The organism is Acinetobacter sp. TUM15071, from assembly GCF_008980925.1.
Taxonomy (GTDB): domain Bacteria; phylum Pseudomonadota; class Gammaproteobacteria; order Pseudomonadales; family Moraxellaceae; genus Acinetobacter; species Acinetobacter dispersus.
In genome coordinates, this window is sequence record NZ_BKGB01000016.1 from 19,780 (window position 1) to 41,811 (window position 22,032).

Consider the following 22,032-nt stretch of genomic DNA (forward strand, 5'->3'; position numbering starts at 1 on the left):
GTATTATGCGATGTCTAAGCGAGTGTCAGATTTACAGTATTGGTCATGTAGAGATTGTACTCGCTTCGCCTTCATGTGGGTCACCTGACTGCCTAATTGTGCCACAAATTTGCATGATGCATAGTTCTCGGCTTGTTTCTGATAGTCTCGAACCCAGTTTTCACGGATCGCTAAACGTGCTTCGCTGACTGGCCAGATGCCGAGTGCTAAGCGATTCACACCAATTCGCCAAGGTTTTGGGCTGATTCTGGCTCGGAAACAATTTTGATTTTTACACATTCGGACGTAGTTAGGATCCGCATGAATGGCATTGAATAATAATTGGGCTGCATCACTTTTAGGTTCAAAGATCTGATGCATTGCCAAAACACGATAACCTTTTGGTGTGAGATAAACGCGTAAATGCCATGTGGGGTGCTGTTGAGAGAAATCTTGAATTGATGCAAATGCACGCTGTTCAGGAGTTCCAAACAACTTGTTTTGTAAATAGAACAGCGCTTTGCCAACTAACCCTGTCAAGATGAGGGAAACAATCACTCCGACTCCTAAGATCATCCATGAACCTAAGTAAACAGCCCCAATACTCGTGACTAGCATTAATAATAAAAAAGCCAATAGATACAGTCTAAAGCGAGGTGCGTATTCGAAATCGATATCGGCAAATAACACATCTGGGGTATTTAAGCATAATGCGCCGTAGGAGTTTCGCGTGATAATGACATCGTCATGCTGAGCAATAATCTGTTCTCTGATTGGTACACCCTCGGCACCATTGTAGGGAACTTTATGGTCGATTCTTCGGATATTTTCACCAGCCTTGATCCTTTCAATTGCCTCGTCAACACGTTGCTCAGCATGCGATTGCGCTGCTGCAAGGCTTTGATCTGACCAACCAAAGCGTTTAATGGTGTATTGTCGTCCTGCAATCTTGGTTTTTGTTTTGGCCTCTGCCCAATGTTGGGGAACGATCATTTTACTTTTCCTTATTCTGTTTATTGGCGAGAGTTCTAGGCTTTTCGCTTTAATCTGTAGTTTCTTTTGGAATTTGCCAAAACACCAGTGCGGTAATGATATTAATACAGCCGAGTGTGATCAAGGTGGCGTGGAATGCCGTGCTCAGAGATGTGCTTGAGAGGTGTTGACCAAACACATTAATCAGTGTGCCTGCCAATGCCACCCCGATACTCATCGAAAGCATCATAATCATGGATAAGAAGCTATTGCCGCTGCTGGCATCTTGCTGTGGTAAGTCTTTCAAAGTTAGCGTATTCATGCCTACGAATTGCAGCGAATTGAGTGTACCGAAGATAAACAGGTGTAGCACTTTCAACCAAAGCGGTGTCGCGGCTGTCATCAATGAAAAACTAGCAATGCATAAACCAACCAAGACGGTATTGGTCAGTAGAAAACGACGATAGCCGACCCGTTGAATTAATGGGCGAATAATGGGTTTGGAAAATAATGAACCTAATACCATTGGAATCATCATTAAGCCAGTAATGAACGGCTCGAAACCAAAAGCCACTTGCAACATCAGCGGCAAGATAAACGGGATTGCATTACTGCCCAAGCGGGCAAAGAAATTGCCGAGTACACCGATCGAGAAAATTTTGTAACGAAATAGGCGACCATGAAACAGGGCATTTTGATGTGTATGTGCGTGATAGGCATAGCCTATTGCTGCAAATAATCCTGCAATGAGTAGACCAATACTGATCAGGCCAGAATATTGAGATGAGGCGATATTTTCAATCCCAAGGGACAAGCCCACCATTGCGACCATTAATAGGATAAAGCCACTTAAATCGAAGGATTTGACGCTAGGTTCTTTCTGGTTTGGCATGACTTTGAAGGTCATGATCATTCCCAAGATTCCCATCGGAATATTAATTAAAAAAATCCAGTGCCAAGTGGTCACTTCGACGAGCCAACCCCCTAAAGTCGGTCCCATCAACGGTCCAATCAAACCTGCAAGGCTCATCAGACTCATGGCAGACAGAAATTGGGAGCGTGGAATGAGTTTTAATAAAGCCAAGCGCCCTACAGGCATCAGTAAAGCACCACCGATGCCTTGAATGACGCGAAAAAATAATAATTGTTCTAGGTTTTGAGACAAGCCACAGCCCAGCGAGGCCAAGCTGAAAATCACCATAGAACTGAGGTAGATATTACGAATACCGAAGCGATCAGCCAACCAACCACTTAAAGGGATACACGCTGCAACTGACAATACATAGGCCACAATGACGCCATGCATCTGCAATGGATTTTCATTGAGTTGAACCGCCATCGCTGGAATTGCCGTGTTGACGATGGTGGTGTCTAAGGCTTGCATAAAAAAGCCAATCGAGACCAGAAGCACCAACAATCGGAACTCAGGTTGTACCGCTTGATGTGTTGTCGTTGTCATGAGCCGTGATGAATAAAAAGGCAGTTTTAGTTTAATGCAACTGTGCGTGAAATAAAGCCTAAAATTGTCAAAGAGTGGTCATGAAACTGACATTAAAGTGTCATCGAATTTGCATCACCAAATACTAGATTAGCCATACAGAATAAATTGTATGGAATTTGATCATGAAATTTAAGATTTCAGTTTTACTGACAGCGTTACTGTCGGTGGGGTTAGTGGCCTGTAATGATGATAATGACAAGCAGACGACTGCGCCTGAGGTAGTCGAAGCAACGCCTGAAACGATTAAGTTAAGTTTATTGGGACGCTATGAAACTAATGTTTTCGCTAAAAGTGCTGCTGAAATTCCAGCCTATGATGCTACGAGCAAACGTTTATTTGTGGTCAATGCCCAGAAGGGTTTAGTCGATGTCTTAGATGCTTCTAAGCCTGAAAAGCCAGTTCATCTTGCAGAGCTTTCTGCCCGTATTTATTTAGCCAACTCGGAAGTGAATAGCGTTGCGGTTAAAAATGGCATTGTTGCGATTGCAGTCCAAGCGGAGAAGAAAACCGATACAGGTATTGTGGTGTTTTTTAATGCTAAGGACTTAAGTTTTATCAGTAAAGTTGCCGTAGGTTCATTGCCGGATATGTTGACTTTTAGCCCAGACGGCAAAACTGTTTTGGTGGCCAATGAAGGTGAGCCAAACGATGACTACTCGGTTGATCCTGAAGGTTCTGTCAGCATTATCGATATCAGCAATATTCAACAACCCAAAGCCAGTGTCGCAGACTTTAAGGCGTGGAATTCACAAAAGGCGGATTTAATCGCCAAAGGGGTGCGTATTTTTGGGCCAAATGCGAGCGTGGCTCAGGATTTAGAACCTGAATATATAACCATTGCTGCAGACAGTAAAACTGCGTGGGTCACGTTGCAGGAAAACAATGCGATTGCACGAATTGATATCGCTCAGCAGAAAGTCACCGATATTTATCCATTGGGCTATAAAGATCATGGGCAAATTGGCAATGAACTGGATGTCAGCGATAAAGACAAGAAGATTGATATCAAAACATGGGCTGGCTTATTTGGTATGTATCAACCGGACTCGATTGCCAATTATCAAGCCAATGGTCAAACCTATCTGGTCACTGCAAACGAAGGTGATAGCCGTGAATGGTTGAAGGATTCCAAAGCCTATTATGCGGGAGATGCCAGTAAAGGTTTTGTTGAAAATATCCGAATGAAGCATCTGTTTAACAGCAAAGGCTTTAATAAGGACGGAGATTATCCAGCACATTTACAACAAATAGCTGCAGGGGTGAAAGGGGCGAAACTCAATCCAGTGATCTTTGCGTATTGTGGTGCCACTGCAACAACTGCGGGTGCATGCCGTGATGATGCAGCATTGGGTCGTCTCAATATTGCGTGGAACATGGGTTATCAAACCAATGCAGATGGTTCAGCTAAACTGGATGCGAATGGTTTGCTCACTTATGACAAGCTCTATGCTTATGGCGCGCGTTCATTCAGTATCTGGAATACTCAAGGTCAGTTAGTTTGGGACTCAGGTAGTGAGTTTGAAAAGAAAACCGCTGAATTGTTCCCGAACTATTTTAATAGTGACCACGAAGCGGTAGCTTTTGATGATCGTAGTGATAATAAAGGTCCAGAGCCTGAGGGTGTTGCTGTTGGTACGATCGGTAAGAAAACCTTTGCTTTTATTGGCTTAGAGCGGATGAGTGGAGTGATGGTGTATGACATCACCACACCGAATAAACCGAAATTTATTGAATATTTTACGACACGTAATTTTGTCGAAACCGATGCGGCCAAGCAGGGCGATTTAGGACCTGAAGGTTTGATTTTCATTACGGCAAATGATTCACCAAATGGCAAGCCTTTACTGGTGGTGGGAAATGAAGTCAGTGGCTCAACTGCTGTCTATCAAGTGAATGTGCAATAAGTTCTCAATATAAAAAAAGCGGATCTTCTTGATCCGCTTTTTTTATGGGTCGGTCTTAGACTTCGATATGGCTAGGTGTGCTTAAGTTTTTAATCACACTTGAAATCTGTTCCAGTGTTTCACAAATAATCACTTTGGCACGGTGCTGCGGTGGTAAAAAGCCTTCTTCTACTGCATGATCAAGCTGTGCAATCAGGGCATCATAAAAGCGATTGACGTTATAAATAATCATGGGTTTCTGGTGCTGATTGAGCTGTCCCCAAGTGGCAATTTCCAGAATTTCTTCAAAAGTACCCAAACCACCTGGTAAGGCAATAAAGGCACTGGCACGTTCAGCCATCAGGGCTTTACGTTCATGCATACTATTGACGATATGCAGTTCAGTCAGTTTATGGTGAGCAATTTCATAATCCAACATAAACTCTGGAATCACACCGACTACTTCGCCACTATGTTCTAGTACGGTATCTGCCACTTGTCCCATCAGACCAATACTGGCACCGCCGTAGACAATACCAAAGCCTTGATTGGCAATATGCTGGGCTAGCTCAATGGCTTTGTCTCGGTAAATCGGCTTGTTGCCTGTACGTGAGCCGCAATATAACGCAATAAGAGATTGAGTGGTTTTTATGGGAGGAGGAGTAATGGTTCTTGTCTCTGTCATTCTTAATACACTATTCATTCGTTTATTTTCACCTTATCATTTTCGCTGTGCTTGTCTAGGCTAAATCAGGTTTGTGACAGTTTTATGCACATTTTACATACAATGTACTTTTGTCGTGCTTCGAAAGAATTTGAAAACATCCTCAACATAAAAAAAGATGAATTTCACTGAAATCTTGCCTATACTAAAAATCCTTTTATTAATCTATGTACCTCTATGAGTAGTGGTTGTTGTCGCTCCGCATTGTTCTTATTTCCTAAAAAAAATGTTTTGGCTGTTTGTGCCGACCTTTTAAAATCTCAACTTCATAACAATATTGCTGATTTTGCAGAGGAGTCACCTCAATGATTCTGGAATGGATGTCAGATCCTGCTGCTTGGGTTGGCTTAGCCACATTGGTGGTGCTTGAAATTGTACTAGGTATTGATAACCTTGTTTTTATTGCAATTTTGGCAGAAAAATTACCACCAGAACAACGTAATGCTGCTCGTAAGATTGGTTTAATTCTCGCCCTGTTAATGCGTTTGATCCTGCTTGCCTCGATCGCATGGGTGGTGACTTTAACCACACCGCTGTTCCATATTTTTGATCATCCCTTTTCCGGACGTGACCTGATTCTACTGTTTGGTGGTGTGTTCTTATTATTTAAAGGCACCATGGAACTGCATGAGCGAATCGAAGGAAAGCAGGCACATAAAGAAGAAAACCCAGTACATGCCGTGTTCTGGATGGTGGTGGTACAGATCGTCGTCCTCGACGCAGTATTCTCTCTTGACAGTGTGATCACTGCAGTGGGGATGGTGAAAGAACTTTCAGTGATGATGATCGCGGTGACGATTGCGATTGGTATCATGTTGCTGGCTTCACGCCCATTGATGGATTTCGTCAATAAGCATCCAACCGTAGTGATTCTGTGTCTTGGCTTCTTGATGATGATTGGCTTCTCATTGGTGGTTGAAGGCTTTGGTTTCCATATTCCAAAAGGTTATTTATACGCTGCGATTGGTTTCTCGGTGTTGGTGGAAATGGTCAACCAGACTATGCGCCGCAACCAAGAGAAATTGGTGACGACAACAGATTTACGTTATCGCACCGCCTCTGCCGTACTGCGTATGTTGGGCAGTAAAGGCAATGGTAACGAAAGTCAGAACAAAGAAGCAGAAGATGTGTTAGCGACTCAAGCTTATGCCAAAGAAGTCTTTGATGAAGATAATGGCGTATATCACAGTGTTCTAGTTCAAGGGGTCTTGGGTTTATCTGAGCGTCCAGTCAAGTCGGTGATGACACCACGTCCAGAGCTAGAGTGGCTAGACTTAGATGATGATCCTGCTGAGTTAAAAGAACGTTTAATGGCAATGACCCATTCGCGTTTGATCATTGCTCGTGGTGAGTTAGACAATATTGAAGGTATTGTTCTCACCCATAAAGTATTGAATGAATATATCGAAACAGGTGCGATCGATTTCAGTAAACACTTACGTGAACCTGTGATTGTGCATGAAAATGCACAAGTCCTGATGGTGATGGAACAGTTACGTCAAGCACCATTACAAATGGCGATTGTCCTGAATGAATATGGTTCGATTGAAGGGATTGCCACACCAATTGATATGTTAGAAGCGATTGCGGGTGAATTCCCTGATGAAGATGAATTGGAAGCAACTGCAGAAAGTCTAGATGACGGTTCTATGTTGTTAGAAGGTTCAACCGACATTCGTCACGTTTCTTTGTTATTGGGCAAAGATTTGGTCGATGAAAGTGAAGAATATTCAACCTTGTCGGGCTATATCTTATTCCATCTTGGTCGTTTACCAGAAAATGGTGACATGATTGAAGTCGATGGCTATCGTTTTGAAGTGGTGACAATGGATGGGCACAAGATTGAAAAAGTGCGCATCCTTCCGAAAGAGAAGACGACCGAGAAATAATTAAGTTTGAGCAAATAGCCTTTGAGTTTGGCCTTGTGGTACAAGGCTTTTCTCAGGGCTTTTTTATTTGAGAATTGGAAATGACTTCATCACAAAATTGTCCATGTGGGCAGGGGCAATATGCTGAGTGCTGTCAGCCTTTGCACTTAAAACAGCAAGTCGCTCAAACTGCAGAGCAGTTGATGCGATCGCGTTATAGTGCTTTTGCATTGCAACAGATTGATTATATTTTGCAGACGACAGCCTTGGGGCAACAGCCCGCTTTAGACCGAGCTGCGATTGCAGACTGGAGTCAATCGAATCAATGGCTCAAACTGGAAGTCGTACAACATCAGCCCAAGCTGGATAAAACGCATGCGTTGGTTGAGTTCAAGGCACATTATCATGATGGCACACAAGCGCATATTCATCATGAAATTTCACATTTTGTATTACATCAACAGCAGTGGTATTTCCTTGATCCGACTCTGGATATGCAAATCACTATGAAACAACCCTGCATTTGTGGCTCGGGGAAAAAATTTAAGCAATGTTGTGCGCAATTCATCTAAGTTTGTCTTAGAATAGCGCACACTTTTACGCCTGATTTAGGGATGTAGGCAGATGTTACTCACCGTAATTTATATTATTGCCATTACTGCGGAAGCGATGACTGGTGCATTGTCAGCGGGCCGACGTAGTATGGACTGGTTTGGTGTGGTGCTGATTGCCTGTGTCACGGCCTTAGGCGGTGGTTCGGTACGTGATGTGCTATTAGGGCATTATCCTTTAACCTGGGTCAAGCATCCTGAATATTTGGTGCTGACCTGTATTGCTGCCTTTGTGACGATTATTATTGCCAAGTGGATGCGTCATCTGCGCAACATCTTCTTGGTACTGGATGCCTTGGGTTTAATTGGTTTTACCATCATTGGTTGTCAGATTGCTTTATCGATGGGACATGGCTTTGTGGTGTCTGCTGTCGCAGGGGTATTAACTGGAGTATCAGGTGGTATTCTGCGTGATATTCTGTGTAATGACGTACCTTTGGTGTTCCGTCGTGAGCTCTATGCCAGTATTTCCTTTGTTGCGGTAATTTGTTATTGGGTGTGCTTGGAAGTCGGTTTGCCACACGATCTTACTGTGATTTTTACTTTGGTCTTTGGTTTCACTTTACGTTTGATTGCAATTTATTTTGGTCTGGAAATGCCGAAATTTATTTATAAAGAGGATGATGCGGAATCTGCGTCCTCCACCGATGAACATTGATAAAAATTATATAGATAAGCAGATGTTAAAAAGAATTGATATAAGTCCGTTTTCTTATCATTCAATTGAGATTGATGGTTATATCCCCTTTGCTATTTATTTGAATGAAAAATCTCCAGATTTGTATTGGAGAGCTGGTAATGGCTCTACATCTTTAATTGAAATAGGGCTTTTAAAAACAGGTGAATTGTCAACGATCAAACTTATTACCTATGATCCACAGATGATTATTCAAACGATAAAATCACCGACATCGTCAGCTTTGAAAAAAACATTCCTCCCTGTTTTTGATGTTTCGTCTTGGGTGGTAGATATGAACGATTTTTCCAGTCAGTTTAAAGATGCATTTGATACAGATTTTCAATTGCTGATTGGTCTGGATTACATCGAACTGGCATTTTCATCTATTAAAGAGAATACAATTGAATCTTTTCAAGGGCACCATTTTAGTCTGGACTTTAATGATCATGATGAATTTGCTTCTTTGCAAATTTTAAATATTGATAAAAATAAAATGACATTACTTAGAGAAGTCTCAGGTTAGATAAGTAAAAATCTTCTGTTTAGAACCTTATCCAATTACAAATTCTCCGAACAAGACACCATTTGACGTTTAAACAACAACAAGGGCTTGTCACAACGCCTTCATCCACATAGCATACAAAACATTGACGATAATAAATGATTTTGGATGACTCGCTGAAATGACCAGCCTTGCACATCATGCAACAGAAAACCGTTCCGTAGCCGAATTCACTGAACAGGCTTACTTGAACTATGCCATGTACGTGATTATGGATCGTGCATTGCCCCATATCAGTGATGGTTTAAAGCCTGTACAGCGCCGTATTGTCTATGCGATGAGCGAGCTCGGCTTAAAATCGACAGGCAAGCCGAAAAAATCGGCACGTACCGTTGGTGACGTACTCGGTAAATACCATCCACATGGTGACTCCGCCTGTTATGAGGCGATGGTATTGATGGCACAGCCATTTAGCTATCGCTACCCACTGGTTGAGGGTCAGGGCAACTGGGGTTCACCTGATGATCCAAAATCATTCGCGGCAATGCGTTATACCGAAGCTAAACTTTCGGCTTATAGTGAATTATTGCTGAGTGAGCTTGGGCAGGGCACCAGTGAATGGCAGGATAACTTTGATGGTTCGATGAAAGAACCAATCACCTTACCTGCACGTATTCCCAATATTCTGTTGAATGGTACCACGGGTATTGCAGTGGGGATGGCAACCGATATCCCGCCGCATAACTTGCGTGAAGTGGTGAAAGGCACGATTGCGCTGATTCGTAACCCTGAAACCACCGATGAAAAATTAGCAGAATATATTCCTGCACCAGATTTACCGACCAAAGCTGAAATCATTACTCCGCCTGAAGAATTACTGAAAATTCAAACCACAGGTCGTGGTAGTTATCGTGTTCGGGCGGTGTATACAGTCGAAAAAAATGAAATCGTGATTAGCGAATTGCCCTATCAGGTTTCTGGTTCAAAAGTTGTGACTCAAATTGCCGATCAAATGATTGCCAAGAAGTTGCCACTAGTTGCCGATATTCGAGATGAATCTGATCATCGCAATCCAACCCGTTTGGTGATTGTGCTGCGCTCTAATCGTGTCGATGCAGAAACGGTGATGAGTCACTTGTTTGCAACAACGGATTTAGAATCAAGCTACCGTGTCAACCTGAACATGATTGGGGCGGATGGTCGTCCACAGGTAAAATCGATTCGCCGAATCTTGTTAGAGTGGATTGAGATTCGTAAGCAAACCGTGACCCGTCGTTTGCAATATCATTTAACCAAAATTGAAAAGCGTTTACATATCTTGGCAGGTCTTTTAATTGCTTACTTAGATATTGATACCGTGATTCGGATTATTCGTGAAGAAGACCAGCCAAAACCTGTATTAATGCAGCATTTTGGTATTGATGAGATTCAAGCTGAAGCAATTTTAGAACTCAAGCTTCGCCATTTAGCCAAGCTTGAAGAAATGGAAATTCGCCGTGAGCAAGAAGAACTGGAAGCCAAGGCCGCCATTATTCGTGAGCAATTGGCAAATCCAGAATCATTGAAAAATCTTATTATCAGTGAATTAAAAGAAGACGCGAAAAAATTTGGTGATGATCGCCGTTCACCAATCGTTGCTCGTGCAGACGCGGTGCAGATTAAAGAACAAGATTTAATGCCAGCCGAAGCGGTGACCGTGGTGTTGTCAGAAGCTGGTTGGGTGCGTGCTGCCAAAGGTGCGGAAGTGGATGCTGCTAATCTTAACTTCCGAGCGGGGGACCAGTATTTAAGTCATGCTGTGGGTAAAACCAATCAGCGGGTGTACTTCTTGGATGAAACAGGCCGTAGTTATGCCTTGCCAATTAGTAGCTTGCCATCGGCACGTGGCTTAGGTGAACCGCTCAGTTCCAAACTGTCTCCAGCCAGTGGGGTCTCATTTATCCAAGTCTTTATTGATGACGATAATAGTGAATTACTTGCGGTCAGTTCTAAAGGTTATGGTTTTAAAACCCAAGCCGCGCAATTGGATACCAATGCCAAAGCGGGTAAGGCATTCTTGACGGTTGCAGATAAGGCAACGGCTTTACCATTGCTGCCAATTCAGCAAGCAACTCATGTTGCGATCCTCAGTTCATCAGGACGTTTATTGATTATTGATTTAGCTGAACTTCCAGTTCTGAATAAAGGTAAAGGTAACAAGTTGATACAACTTGATGAAAAAGAGCAAATTTTATCCATGACAACCCTGACGTTAGATGAAATAATCCAAGTCGCTGCAGGACAACAGCATCTAAAACTGAAAGGGGACGATCTCCAAAAATATCTAGGAAAAAGAGCAACAAAGGGGCAACTTTTACCACGCGGATATCAAAAAGCAAATAGACTCTTCATTCAGAGATAAGGCTAGTATTCTGTGATACAAATACGTTATATATGACAATGTATTCATATTGTTTGAATAGATTGACAGGGCAATTCAAAAAGTTAAAAAAAATGTTTTGTCATGGACGTAACGTTGTTACATTTTTAAGGATTACCACTCGGAGATAATGGCATTATGGAAAAGATTTGGTTTGCTGAATACCAAAAGACAGGAATTCCAGAAACAGTTGAACTGCCTGCTGAAAACACCTCACTTGTTGATATTTTTGAACGCAATTTCCAAAAATTTGGTTCACGTGATGCCTTTATCTTCATGGATAAAGTTTTAACGTTTAATGAATTAGAAGTCGCTAGCCGTAAATTCGCTGCTTATTTACAGAGCTTAGGTTTAGCTAAAGGATCACGTGTTGCGGTCATGATGCCGAACGTTTTCCAATACCCAGTGGTTGCTTTAGGTGTATTCCGTGCAGGTTTAGTGCTTGTAAACGTGAATCCATTGTACACAGCACGTGAACTTGAGCATCAATTGAATGACTCTGGTGCTGAAGTGTTGGTAATCATTGAAAACTTTGCCAGCGTTTATCAAAGCATTATTGGTAAAACACCTGTGAAGCATGTTGTGGTGGCTTCTGTGGGTGACATGTTGGGTACATTGAAAGGTACCTTGGTCAACTTTGTTTTACGTAAAGTGCGTAAGCAAATTCCAGCGTGGAATATCCCTGGGCATACCAAATTCAATGCTGCATTAAGCAAAGCCAATCCAAGCAACTACAAGCGTCCAAGCTTAACCTTAAGTGATACTGCGGTACTCCAATACACGGGTGGTACAACAGGTGTTTCTAAAGGTGCTGAATTGACGCATCGTAACCTTGTTGCAAACTTACTTCAGTGTGAAGCAATTTTCTCAAGCAAGTTTGGTGCTTCTGACAGCGCGAAAGGTGATCGCATTGTTTGTGCATTGCCGCTTTATCATATCTTTGCGTTCATGGTATGTGCGCTTTACGGTATGTATAAAGGCCAAGCGAATATCTTGATTCCAAATCCACGTGACTTGCCAGCAGTGGTTGGCGAATTACGTAAATACCAGCCATCATTTTTCCCAGCAGTAAACACATTGTTTAATGCTTTAGTGAACAATGAAGAGTTCAAACAACTTGACCATAGCAATCTGAAGATGGCGATGGGTGGTGGTATGGCGGTGTTGCCATCGACTGCTGCGGCATGGAAAAAAATCACAGGTACAACCATTATTGAAGGTTATGGTTTGTCTGAAACCTCACCTGTTGCAACTGCGAACCCACCTGCAACAACTGAATTCAGTGGCACGATTGGTATTCCATTGCCATTAACAGAAGTTGCAATTTTGGATGATGACGGTAAAGAAGTTGCACTAGGTGAACAAGGTGAAATTTCAATCCGTGGCCCTCAAGTCATGAAAGGCTATTGGAATCGTGCAGATGAAACTGCCAAAGTGATGACTGCTGATAATTTCTTCCGTACCGGTGATATCGGTGTGATGGATTCACGTGGTTATGTGAAGATTGTTGACCGTAAAAAAGACATGATCTTGGTATCTGGCTTCAACGTTTATCCAAGTGAAATTGAAGAAGTGATTGCGAAACATCCTAAAGTATTGGAAGTGGCTGCGATTGGTGTTCCAGATGAAAAATCAGGTGAAGTGCCAAAATTATTCATCGTGAAAAAAGATCCTTCTTTAACGACTGAAGAAATTATTGCTTATGCAAAACAAAACCTAACAGGTTATAAGTGCCCACGTTATGTTGAGTTTATGGAAGAATTACCGAAGTCAAACGTAGGTAAAATCTTACGTAAAGACTTGCGTAAACCAGCTTAAGCATAAAGCTAAAAAAAGCGCCGCAATTGCGGCGTTTTTTATTTGAATTTATTTAGTACGATTTGATTTCATTAACCAGCGATCGATATACGGTCGTCCAATACCGACAATGCCGACAAACACCACCATAGTGGCTAATTGAAAGCGTAAACGGGTTGAATCGATACCATTAAAACTAAAATAGTTGTCGGCAAGAGCATAAATTACAATGACCACCAACCAATGCCAGAGTGTTAAGCGATAAATACCGACCGCATAAAAGGCAATGCTGAGGATCACAAAAGTACCCAAGGTCGACTGCCAATTCAGATTTGCACAAATCACACTGAGTAAAAATGCCATGATTGGGAGTACAACTTTCAATACACGATCAACTAAGAGTTGATGCTGTCTTTGCTGTGCCAAAACATCAAACATTTCTTTTTGATCTTGCTGCTGCATAGTTTGACCTTAAAACTGTATGAAAAAACACAACTTTTACACACAAACGTGGTGTAAAAGAAACGCTTGTAGAACAAGCACAAATGAAAGTTCAATAAATTATAGATTATGATAGCATGATCAGAAGAACTTCAAATGATGGATCTCAGCATGCAAGGTATTAGCGGCATTATATTGATGATTATAGTCGCATGTTTGTTGCCGTATGTGTTTACCTTGATTGCAAAATCGAAAGGTGGTTTTCAAGCAAAAGATAATCAAAATCCGCGTGAGTTTTTAGCCAAAACCACTGGCTTGTCTGCACGTGCCAATGCCGTGCAACAGAATAGTTTTGAAAGTTTACCTTTGTTTATTGCTGCGATTTTGATGGCAGAATATATGGTTGTGCCAGAACGCTTTATTCTTACGTTGGGTTGGGCTTACATCGTATTCCGTGTGATTTATGGCATTTGTTATCTAGCCAATTTGGCAACTTTGCGTTCAATCATTTGGTTTTTCTCTCTGCTTTGTCCAATTTTACTGTTCGTGATTACTATTAAAATGACTTAAGCGCAGCTGGATAGAAAATTCTCCAGCTGTTTGCATATCTAGCATCATTTTCATTGTATTCACGTTATAATCTGTCCGATTTACATCTGACTTCACAATATTAAACGAGTGTTGATATGAGTTATAGCAATATTCCTGCGGGTAAAGACGCACCTAATGACATCTATGTCATCATCGAAATTCCTGCAAATGCAGCGCCAATCAAATATGAAATCGATAAAGATTCAGATGCGTTATTTGTAGACCGTTTCATGGGTACAGCAATGTTCTACCCAGCAAACTACGGTTATGTACCAAATACATTGTCTGAAGATGGTGACCCATTAGACGTACTTGTTGTAACTCCACATCCTGTTGCTGCTGGTTCTGTGATTCGTTGCCGCCCAGTAGGTAAATTAAAAATGGAAGATGATGGTGGTATCGATGCGAAATTAATCGCTGTTCCACACGAAAAATTATCTCCATTGTATAAAGATGTTCAAGAATATACGGATCTTCCGCCGTTATTGATCAGCCAAGTTGAGCATTTCTTTGCTCACTACAAAGATTTAGAGCCTGGTAAATGGGTAAAAATCAGTGGTTGGGAAGGTGCTGACGTTGCGAAAGCTGAAGTACTTAAAGCAATCGAAGCTGCTAAAAAGTAACTTTGAAATATTGGACCAAGCTTTAGTTTTTTAAAGCTTGGTCATAAAAAAACTCCATTCATTCAAATGGAGTTTTTTATTGCTTGATCAACTGTGAATTAGAATAATTTCACAGGGATATCAAGCCAGATACGCCATTCGTTGGTATCACCGATATAAAGCTTATCGTAAGCATCGCTTGCACGGTAATATGAGTGACGTAAACGTAAGCTCGCATCTTTGGCAAAACCAGATTGAACCGTGTATTTCACTTGGTTAAAGAACTCACGTTCTTGAGCAGTATCGGCTACATCTTTAATTTTAATGTCCCAACCATAAACGAATGCAGTCGTCCAGCTTAAACCAGGAACACCATAGCCACCGAAGTCTACGTTATATTGTAATTGCGCAGATTTTTCGCTGTTACCAATAAAGTCAGACAGGTAAGAGTTTGGCAAATAGATACTTTGAGCGCCATCAGCGTTCTCGCCGTAGTCATAACCTGTATTACCATTATTTTGTTGGTAAGCCAGCATCACGCTATGTGGGCCTGTGTTATAAGTCGTAGAAAGCGCCCAGATGGTATTTTTGCGATTAGACAAGTCATCAGTCGTACTTGAATACGTATTTGCCTTTTCATCCCATTTGGTATGGTAAGCACTTAAGTCATACGTCAAACCACTGTCTTTATCTAACGCTTGCTTATAGTTCACATTGATATAATGACGATCTAGCTTATCTTTGCTATCCAAGCCAAAGTACGCCGCATTTAAGTTGTCATCAAATTTGTATTTTGCGCCCCAAACTACAGCACGATCAAGTTTGCGGCCATCAGTATTGATTTGGTCAGAGTACTGATCTTTAGTGAATTTACCGGCAGTTAACTCTAAGCCATCAATTTCACGGCTTGTTGCCAAAACACCTTCAAAGTATTCAGGTACTAAACGTGCTGTATTACTTGCTAGAACAGGGATATCTAAGATTTGTGTACCGTAAGTCACAGTTGTATTTGAGATACGTGCTTTAACAAAACCGCCACCACGTGCCCAGTGATCATAGGTATCGCCAGTATTGTCTTTACCATTTAAGCGTTCGCGAGGGATCATGCCGTTACCAGCATTATTGTTCGAGCCTAATTTAAAAGAGCCATCACCAATGATACCTGCACCAAAGCCAACTAAACCTTGAGTAAAACCGGTTTCAAGTTTTACCATTGCCGTTTGAGCATATGAGCTTGTGTCTTTGACACCATTCTTTTTGTCACGATTTAAATAACCAGTACGGAATAAAATATCCCCTTTGGCATCTTCAACAAGTCCTTTTGCTTCGCTTTGTTCGCTTGCATATGTTGAGGTAATTAACGCGGCATTAATCAAAACCGCTAAAGTAAGTTTATTTGCCTTTGGCATAGCTCGCCTCATTAAAAAAAATAAATTTGGGATAGAACCGAAATTTTGACCAATTGTATAAGTTATGCATAAAAAAGATAGATTTTTATTAAAATAATTTAATTAATATTAAATAAAATACTTATATAATTTTATGATTTGTTTCTCGTTTAAAAAACCGTCAAATTCAATTTAAACCAATGATTTTTATATTTAAAATAATTTAATTTGGTTGTAAAATAAGCTGTATATTTTTTGATTTATTTTTATAAAAATATGTGATTTATTGCATTATTTTTTCTTTTTATTTAATGAGTTATTTTTTCTTTGTTTAAAAAATAAGCGTATCAATTTGCAAAAACTACCATCCCGACGAATGACAGTGACTCATCAATCCAAAAGTTACAGATGTTCAGGCGAATTTAAGTTTTTTGCCGATGCACTTTTATGGAACACTGCTTACATTTTCTGCATGATGCTTATCTTTTAAGCACTTTTTTGTTTTTTTACTTCGCAGATATGCCTCTTTTTTGTGCAATAAATAGGGCTTATTTTAGTGACGCTTCTAAATAGTTCAAAAAAACAGATCTTTTTTTGATAAAGATCAATTCCAAGGCATCGATGACGGAAGCTCAGCACTTTTATGGGACAAAATCGAGATTTAACCTAGTTTTTATAAAGTTGGCACAGCAATTGCTAATTACTTTGTGATGCAATTTAAAACATAAATCAGTCGAATATCCATCATGGGGGAGATCAATATGATGAAATTTGCATGTAAAGCAATCGCGTTGAGTATTTGTGCAGTGACTTCGACTTTTGCTATGGCGGAAGATAAGCCTTCACTTTATGGTGTAACAGCATCAGGTAACGTCTCTGCTACAACAGACTACCGTTTCCGTGGTGTAACACAATCTTCAAATAATCCTGCTATTCAAGGTGGTTTTACATTTTCACATACTTCAGGTGCTTATCTAGCTCTTTGGGGATCGAGTGTTGATTTTGGTATCTCTGGTGTATCTACTGAAACTGATGCGACATTAGGTTTTACCAATAGCTTTGCATTGACAGATAAAATTAAGCCAGTATATGACGTTGGTGTCATCCATTATGGTTATATTGGTTCTAAGTCAAACTATACAAATACTTATAATGGTAAAAAAGGTTTGGCATTTACTGAAGTATTTGGCAAGTTAACATTCCCTGAAACCATTTTTGCTGGTGATGCTCTAAGTGTTGGTGTGAATTATTCGCCAGATTATTGGGGTAGAAGTGATGATTTTTGGTATTTCAACCTCGGCTATTCTGCTCCAATTGCTGATACAGGCTTAACAGGCCTTGCATCTGTCGGTTACAACAAGCTTAAAAATGCAGACTCATTAAGTGTTGTTGCTGGTGGCCCTGGCAAGGACGATAACTATGTTGATTATAAACTGGGTGTAAATTATAACTTCCTTGGTATCTTAGCTGAAGTTGATGTGGTTGGTACAAATATCAGTAAATCTGGTATGACCAATGCACAGAAGAAACCATATGACACGGGTGTATTATTTAGTTTGACTAAAACCTTCTAATCCTCTTTGAAGAAAGAAAAAGCCAGTATCTTTGCTGGCTTTTTTTATACAGATTTAGGTCAAATTGTTTTAAGCCGCTAGAGCTTTGGTTCAACAAGGTTTTACAGTCATTTAGAATATAGAGAACCCCATTCTGATAATCAGAAAAACCAAAAGGACAAGAAAAAATAATCTGATAAATTGGCTGCCATAGCGTAGTGCTAAAAAAACACCCACTAAAGAACCCATAATATTACAGACGGCGATCGTTAATCCGATTGCCCACAATACATGACCTGTGGGGATAAAAAATAAAAGTGCTGCGCTAAATGTCCCAAGGTTAACAACCTTTGCCGATGCTGAAGCATTGAGGAAATCAAAGCCAAAAACTTTGACAAACAAAAAGAGCAGAAAACTTCCGCTACCAGGTCCAAAAACACCATCATAAAAACCAATCAATCCGCCAAAGAGGATTCCAAGCAAGATTTCTTTATAGCCACATTTGACATAAGTACTTCGTGCGCCTAAGTCCTTCTTTAAAAAAGTATAAATGGCCATCATGATGAGTAAAAAGAAAATGATATACGTCATCAATTGTTTTGGGATATAGGCAGTGGTCATCGCTCCAACAAATGCAAATATAAATGCTGCAAGCATTGTGGGAATCAGAAGCTTCCATACAAAATTGATTTTATGAACAAATTTAAAAATAGAAGATGCTGTTCCAGCCCAAACAGCTAACTTATTTGTACCAAAAACGGTCGCAATACTGTGTTGTGGCAAAGCATGTAATAAGGCAGGTATTTGTACTAAACCACCACCGCCAACGGCTGCATCAATCAGACCGCCACAGAAAGCAAAGAACCCTAAAGTCAGTAGGACGGTTTCATTAATCATCATATTAGCCAGTCTGAGAATTTTTTATGTTGTTCGCACTTTTGAAGGAACAGCATGCGAATCTTGTTAGATCATTATTAAACATCGTTTCTTTTGAACTTGCTGTTTTTTTATGCTGTTCAGGAACTAAAGTTTTGAATGCATAAAAATTATTTGCTTGGCTAAAAAGGTGCTTTTTATGCGCTATGAAGGATAGGGGGCGCTCATTTCAGTTGCATGATTAGAAATACTTTGCCTTAAAACTTAGAAAACATTGAGTTAATCTTTATTAGTGATTGATTTTATTTGTCTTTTTTTATTTTTGTGATTTGGCACAGCAATTGCTAATTAGCTTGTGATGCAATTTAAAGCTTAAAAATCAATTGAGTATCTAAAAATAGGGGGGAGATCAATATGATGAAATTTGCATGCAAGGCTGCTGTACTGGGAATGCTGACTGCTACATCAACTTTAAGTTTAGCAGAAGAAACAAAACTACCATTTCCAGGCACTGTTACAGGAAATGTGAATGTAGTATCGAGCTACAATTTACGCGGCATGACCAACTCGCCAGAAAGTGATACACCAGCGGTTCAAGGGGGGCTGGATTATAGCCATGACAGTGGCTTCTATTTGGGCTATTGGTTTTCGACTTTAACCGCTGCCTATGCTGATTTTAATACTTCACCTACTGATGTGAAGGAAGAGAAAAAATCCTTCGAAAATGATTTTTATGCAGGCTATAAAGGCAAAATCACTGACGATTTGGGTTATCAGATCGGGGGGACGGTTTATTACTATTATCCGGGTTGGGAATCAACAGGTTATGAAACCATCTTGGGTTTGAGCTATAAAGATTTCAGCATTACCGCGCAGACTTTATTGAATAATGTCACCTTCGGAAATAAGGGCGATACCTATTTCTTGGCGACCTATGCGCCAAAACTTGCAGGTGGCTTTACAGGTAAAGCGCAAGTTGCAGCCTACTATTATGGTGATGACGATGAGTATCTAGCTTATCAAGCCAAAGCTGGTGATGTAACCAAAACGGATTTTGCTTTCCGTCATGCAACACTGGGTTTATCACATCCTTTGGGTAATACAGGCGCAACGTGGAGTCTGGATTATATTTTTGGCGGCTATACCCGTGATGAAACCAAGCAAAAGAATAAAGTTGTTTTAGCACTTGGTTATGCCTTCTAATGTGCTCTGATCTATAAAAGAGGCGACCTATATGGTCGCTTTTTAGCTTTGACTACCACGATAAGACAATGCTTCCGTCAGATGATTGCTACTGATGCATTCGCTTTCAGCTAAATCAGCAATCGTTCTGGCAACACGGAGGACTCGGTGGTAAGCACGGGCAGAGAGATTTAAACGCTGTTGTGCCATTTCTATGATTTTGGTTGAGCTGTCATCTAAAAGTGCATGTTGTTCCAGCAATTTCGGTGAAAGAGCCTGATTCAAACAGTGTTGTCTTTGGATCTGTTTTTCATAAGCCATGATGACACGCTGTCTGACGCTGTCCGAATTTTCGGCGGGAGTCCGATCTTGTAGTTCCTGAGCTTGGAGTGGCGGAACCTCAATATGTAAATCAATCCGATCTAACAGCGGGCCGGAAATTCGATTTTGATAGCGTTGGATACTCTCAGGAGAGCATTGGCAGCGACTATCCTGATTAAAGGCATAACCACAGGGGCAGGGATTCATTGCCGCAATAAATTGAAAATTTGCAGGAAAGGTCATTTGCCGTGCTGCACGAGAAATCACAATTTCTTTGGACTCCAGTGGTTGGCGTAGTACCTCAAGCACCTTGCGATCAAATTCGGGCAATTCATCCAAAAATAAAACACCCAAATGCGCCAAGGTGATTTCGCCGGGCTTGGGTTGAGAACCACCACCGACCAAGGCAATCGCAGATGCAGTATGGTGTGGTGCGCGAAAGGGTCGTTGCCCAAAGATATGTTGTGCATTGGCAACCGAATAAATACTGGCGACCTCTAAATTTTCCTGTGCATTGAGTGGCGGTAAAATGGAGGGAAGGCGAGAGGCGAGTAAGGTTTTACCTGTACCGGGAGGACCTTTAAATAAGAGCGAATGCCCACCTGCTGCTGCAATCTCCAATGCACGACGTGGCCGTAATTGCCCTTTAACGTCTGCGAGATCAAGTTGATAAGAGGTTAAACCATGATCTGATCTTTGTGGTGCAGCTGTAATTTGAGAATTGCCCGAAAAATGTGCACATACGTCCTGTAGATGATTGGCAGCATAGACTTCAAAATTGGGAAGCTGATTGGCTTCTTCTAAATTGCCTGTAGGCAGTAACAGACGATGTTGTGCCTGTTGGCAGGCCATAGCGATGGTCAATGCACCTGAAATCGGGCGTAAATGTCCATCTAGTGCAAGTTCCCCAATAAATTCAAAACCTTCAGTACTATTCTCTGGGATTTGTCCAGAAGCAATCAAGATACCTAAAGCAATTGGGAGGTCGAGTCGTGAACCATCTTTAGGGAGATCTGCGGGGGCTAAATTGATGGTTAAGCGCTTGGTTGGAAACTGAAAACCGCTATTAATAATGGCTGAGCGAACACGATCTTTACTTTCACGTACTGCCGCTTCAGGTAGCCCCACAATTGTTAACGAGGGCAAGCCTGAACTGATATGAACCTCAACTTCAATTTGTGGGGCATGCAGGCCCAATAAACCTCGAGTATAGATTTTGGCAAAAGACATCTTATTATTGTTCCATTGTGGTGCTTTATTTTTAATCATTTTTCGGTGCTGTTCGCACCGAATTGGTGCTTATTTTTTATTCTGAACGATTTCTTCAAGTATTTTCATTTGCTGTTGCAGTTCAGTGAGGCGTTGATTGGCCGTATTGAGTGCAGTTCTTTGGCGATCAAGTTCTTGTTTAGAGACAAGGTCTAGTTTTTCGATACTTTCACTGAGTAACGCACGTAAGTTTTTTTCTAGGTCTTTTTTAGGTTGGTCAACTTGTTGCAAAATTGCCTGTAAAAGAGTCTCAATCATAAAGTGCTCAATAGGTTATGTATATTTGCTGCTCAGTGTATCACTGCTGGCTATATTCCTCTAGCACACTTCGGGACAGAAGGATGAGTGACTGGTTGATTTCATTCAATATAGCGAAATGAAACTTATTTTCGATGCACTATCTACATCTTCAAGCCTAAATAGGTTATAAAGAAAGCTTGTGCTCAATATTTAAAAACCCCCAACCTTTAAATATTGGCATGAAAATTGAACATAAAACCTTACTGGTGAAAATAAGCCGAAGGAAAACAAACATGAAGCTTGTAACTGCAATTGTAAAACCATTTAAATTAGATGATGTGCGTGAAGCACTCTCTGAGATTGGTGTTCAAGGGATTACCGTAACTGAAGTCAAAGGTTTCGGACGTCAAAAAGGTCATACAGAACTGTATCGTGGTGCAGAGTATGTGGTTGATTTCTTACCGAAAGTAAAGATTGAAATTGCAATTAGTGATGAAATGGTGGACGCAGTCATTGAATCAATCACTCGTGTCGCAAGCACAGGCAAAATTGGTGACGGTAAAATCTTTGTCACGAATTTAGAACAAGTAATCCGTATCCGTACGGGTGAGACTGGGCCAGATGCTGTCTAAAT

General features: G+C 40.9%; 20 protein-coding genes. 12 read left to right on the forward strand and 8 right to left on the reverse strand.

The genetic code is table 11. The annotated features are described in order from the left end of the window. Positions 1-3 precede the first annotated feature (3 nt). Together GBI66_RS14635 and mdtD are read right to left on the reverse strand one after the other, a co-directional pair. Positions 4-972: a hypothetical protein gene (locus GBI66_RS14635; RefSeq protein ID WP_151716597.1), complete on the reverse strand. Its 969-nt coding sequence runs from the start codon at positions 970-972 to the stop codon at positions 4-6. Between the two features lie 49 nt (positions 973-1,021). Then, positions 1,022-2,410 (reverse strand): multidrug transporter subunit MdtD, encoded by a 1,389-nt coding sequence (gene mdtD, locus GBI66_RS14640; RefSeq protein WP_151716598.1) that lies wholly within the window; start codon positions 2,408-2,410, stop codon positions 1,022-1,024. A gap of 164 nt (positions 2,411-2,574) precedes the next feature. Between mdtD and GBI66_RS14645 the strand changes: the two genes are divergently transcribed. Beyond that, entirely contained in the window at positions 2,575-4,356 is a 1,782-nt protein-coding gene (locus tag GBI66_RS14645; protein ID WP_151716599.1) for a choice-of-anchor I family protein, read from the forward strand. A gap of 55 nt (positions 4,357-4,411) precedes the next feature. Here the strand turns inward: GBI66_RS14645 and GBI66_RS14650 are convergent, their stop codons facing one another. Then, positions 4,412-5,038, reverse strand: a complete 627-nt coding sequence (locus GBI66_RS14650; protein ID WP_151716600.1) for a TIGR00730 family Rossman fold protein — start codon at positions 5,036-5,038, stop codon at positions 4,412-4,414. 326 nt (positions 5,039-5,364) lie between these two features. Here GBI66_RS14650 and GBI66_RS14660 point away from each other — a divergent pair, with 326 nt between their 5' ends. From GBI66_RS14660 to GBI66_RS14685, 6 genes are all read left to right on the forward strand, one after another. Further along, positions 5,365-6,948: a TerC family protein gene (locus GBI66_RS14660; protein ID WP_005191700.1), complete on the forward strand. Its 1,584-nt coding sequence runs from the start codon at positions 5,365-5,367 to the stop codon at positions 6,946-6,948. A gap of 80 nt (positions 6,949-7,028) precedes the next feature. After that, positions 7,029-7,499: a YchJ family protein gene (locus GBI66_RS14665; protein WP_151716601.1), complete on the forward strand. Its 471-nt coding sequence runs from the start codon at positions 7,029-7,031 to the stop codon at positions 7,497-7,499. 52 nt (positions 7,500-7,551) lie between these two features. Beyond that, positions 7,552-8,196, forward strand: a complete 645-nt coding sequence (locus GBI66_RS14670) for a trimeric intracellular cation channel family protein (RefSeq protein ID WP_004802075.1) — start codon at positions 7,552-7,554, stop codon at positions 8,194-8,196. 22 nt (positions 8,197-8,218) lie between these two features. Continuing rightward, complete coding sequence (locus GBI66_RS14675; RefSeq protein ID WP_171494322.1) at positions 8,219-8,740, forward strand: hypothetical protein; 522 nt, start codon at positions 8,219-8,221, stop codon at positions 8,738-8,740. Between the two features lie 160 nt (positions 8,741-8,900). Then, the gene (gene parC, locus GBI66_RS14680) at positions 8,901-11,120 is read left to right on the forward strand and encodes a DNA topoisomerase IV subunit A (protein ID WP_151716602.1); all 2,220 of its coding nucleotides are present in this window, start codon (positions 8,901-8,903) and stop codon (positions 11,118-11,120) included. A 156-nt stretch (positions 11,121-11,276) separates the two neighbouring features. Further along, entirely contained in the window at positions 11,277-12,956 is a 1,680-nt protein-coding gene (locus GBI66_RS14685) for a long-chain-fatty-acid--CoA ligase (protein ID WP_005191709.1), read from the forward strand. 48 nt (positions 12,957-13,004) lie between these two features. On the opposite strand, the gene GBI66_RS14690 is transcribed toward GBI66_RS14685, so the two are convergent. After that, a complete protein-coding gene (locus GBI66_RS14690; protein ID WP_151716603.1) occupies positions 13,005-13,397 on the reverse strand; it encodes a hypothetical protein in 393 nt (130 codons plus the stop codon). 150 nt (positions 13,398-13,547) lie between these two features. Between GBI66_RS14690 and GBI66_RS14695 the strand changes: the two genes are divergently transcribed. Then, positions 13,548-13,946, forward strand: coding sequence for an MAPEG family protein (locus tag GBI66_RS14695; RefSeq protein ID WP_004802081.1), 399 nt, complete (start codon positions 13,548-13,550; stop codon positions 13,944-13,946). A 116-nt stretch (positions 13,947-14,062) separates the two neighbouring features. After that, on the forward strand, positions 14,063-14,590 hold the full coding sequence (gene ppa / locus GBI66_RS14700; protein ID WP_004656389.1) for an inorganic diphosphatase: 528 nt from the start codon (positions 14,063-14,065) through the stop codon (positions 14,588-14,590). A gap of 98 nt (positions 14,591-14,688) precedes the next feature. On the opposite strand, the gene GBI66_RS14705 is transcribed toward ppa, so the two are convergent. Further along, positions 14,689-15,978: an OprD family outer membrane porin gene (locus tag GBI66_RS14705; protein ID WP_151716604.1), complete on the reverse strand. Its 1,290-nt coding sequence runs from the start codon at positions 15,976-15,978 to the stop codon at positions 14,689-14,691. Positions 15,979-16,718: 740 nt separating this feature from the next. Between GBI66_RS14705 and GBI66_RS14710 the strand changes: the two genes are divergently transcribed. Continuing rightward, on the forward strand, positions 16,719-17,531 hold the full coding sequence (locus GBI66_RS14710; protein ID WP_005191715.1) for a TorF family putative porin: 813 nt from the start codon (positions 16,719-16,721) through the stop codon (positions 17,529-17,531). A 111-nt stretch (positions 17,532-17,642) separates the two neighbouring features. On the opposite strand, the gene GBI66_RS14715 is transcribed toward GBI66_RS14710, so the two are convergent. After that, entirely contained in the window at positions 17,643-18,407 is a 765-nt protein-coding gene (locus GBI66_RS14715; RefSeq protein ID WP_151716632.1) for a TSUP family transporter, read from the reverse strand. Positions 18,408-18,800: 393 nt separating this feature from the next. Between GBI66_RS14715 and GBI66_RS14720 the strand changes: the two genes are divergently transcribed. Further along, positions 18,801-19,589, forward strand: coding sequence for a TorF family putative porin (locus GBI66_RS14720; protein WP_151716605.1), 789 nt, complete (start codon positions 18,801-18,803; stop codon positions 19,587-19,589). Between the two features lie 42 nt (positions 19,590-19,631). Here the strand turns inward: GBI66_RS14720 and GBI66_RS14725 are convergent, their stop codons facing one another. Further along, complete coding sequence (locus GBI66_RS14725; RefSeq protein WP_151716633.1) at positions 19,632-21,119, reverse strand: YifB family Mg chelatase-like AAA ATPase; 1,488 nt, start codon at positions 21,117-21,119, stop codon at positions 19,632-19,634. 69 nt (positions 21,120-21,188) lie between these two features. Beyond that, the gene (locus GBI66_RS14730; protein ID WP_004802123.1) at positions 21,189-21,416 is read right to left on the reverse strand and encodes an accessory factor UbiK family protein; all 228 of its coding nucleotides are present in this window, start codon (positions 21,414-21,416) and stop codon (positions 21,189-21,191) included. Between the two features lie 275 nt (positions 21,417-21,691). Here GBI66_RS14730 and glnK point away from each other — a divergent pair, with 275 nt between their 5' ends. Continuing rightward, the gene (gene glnK / locus GBI66_RS14735; protein ID WP_004656379.1) at positions 21,692-22,030 is read left to right on the forward strand and encodes a P-II family nitrogen regulator; all 339 of its coding nucleotides are present in this window, start codon (positions 21,692-21,694) and stop codon (positions 22,028-22,030) included. Positions 22,031-22,032: the final 2 nt, after the last annotated feature.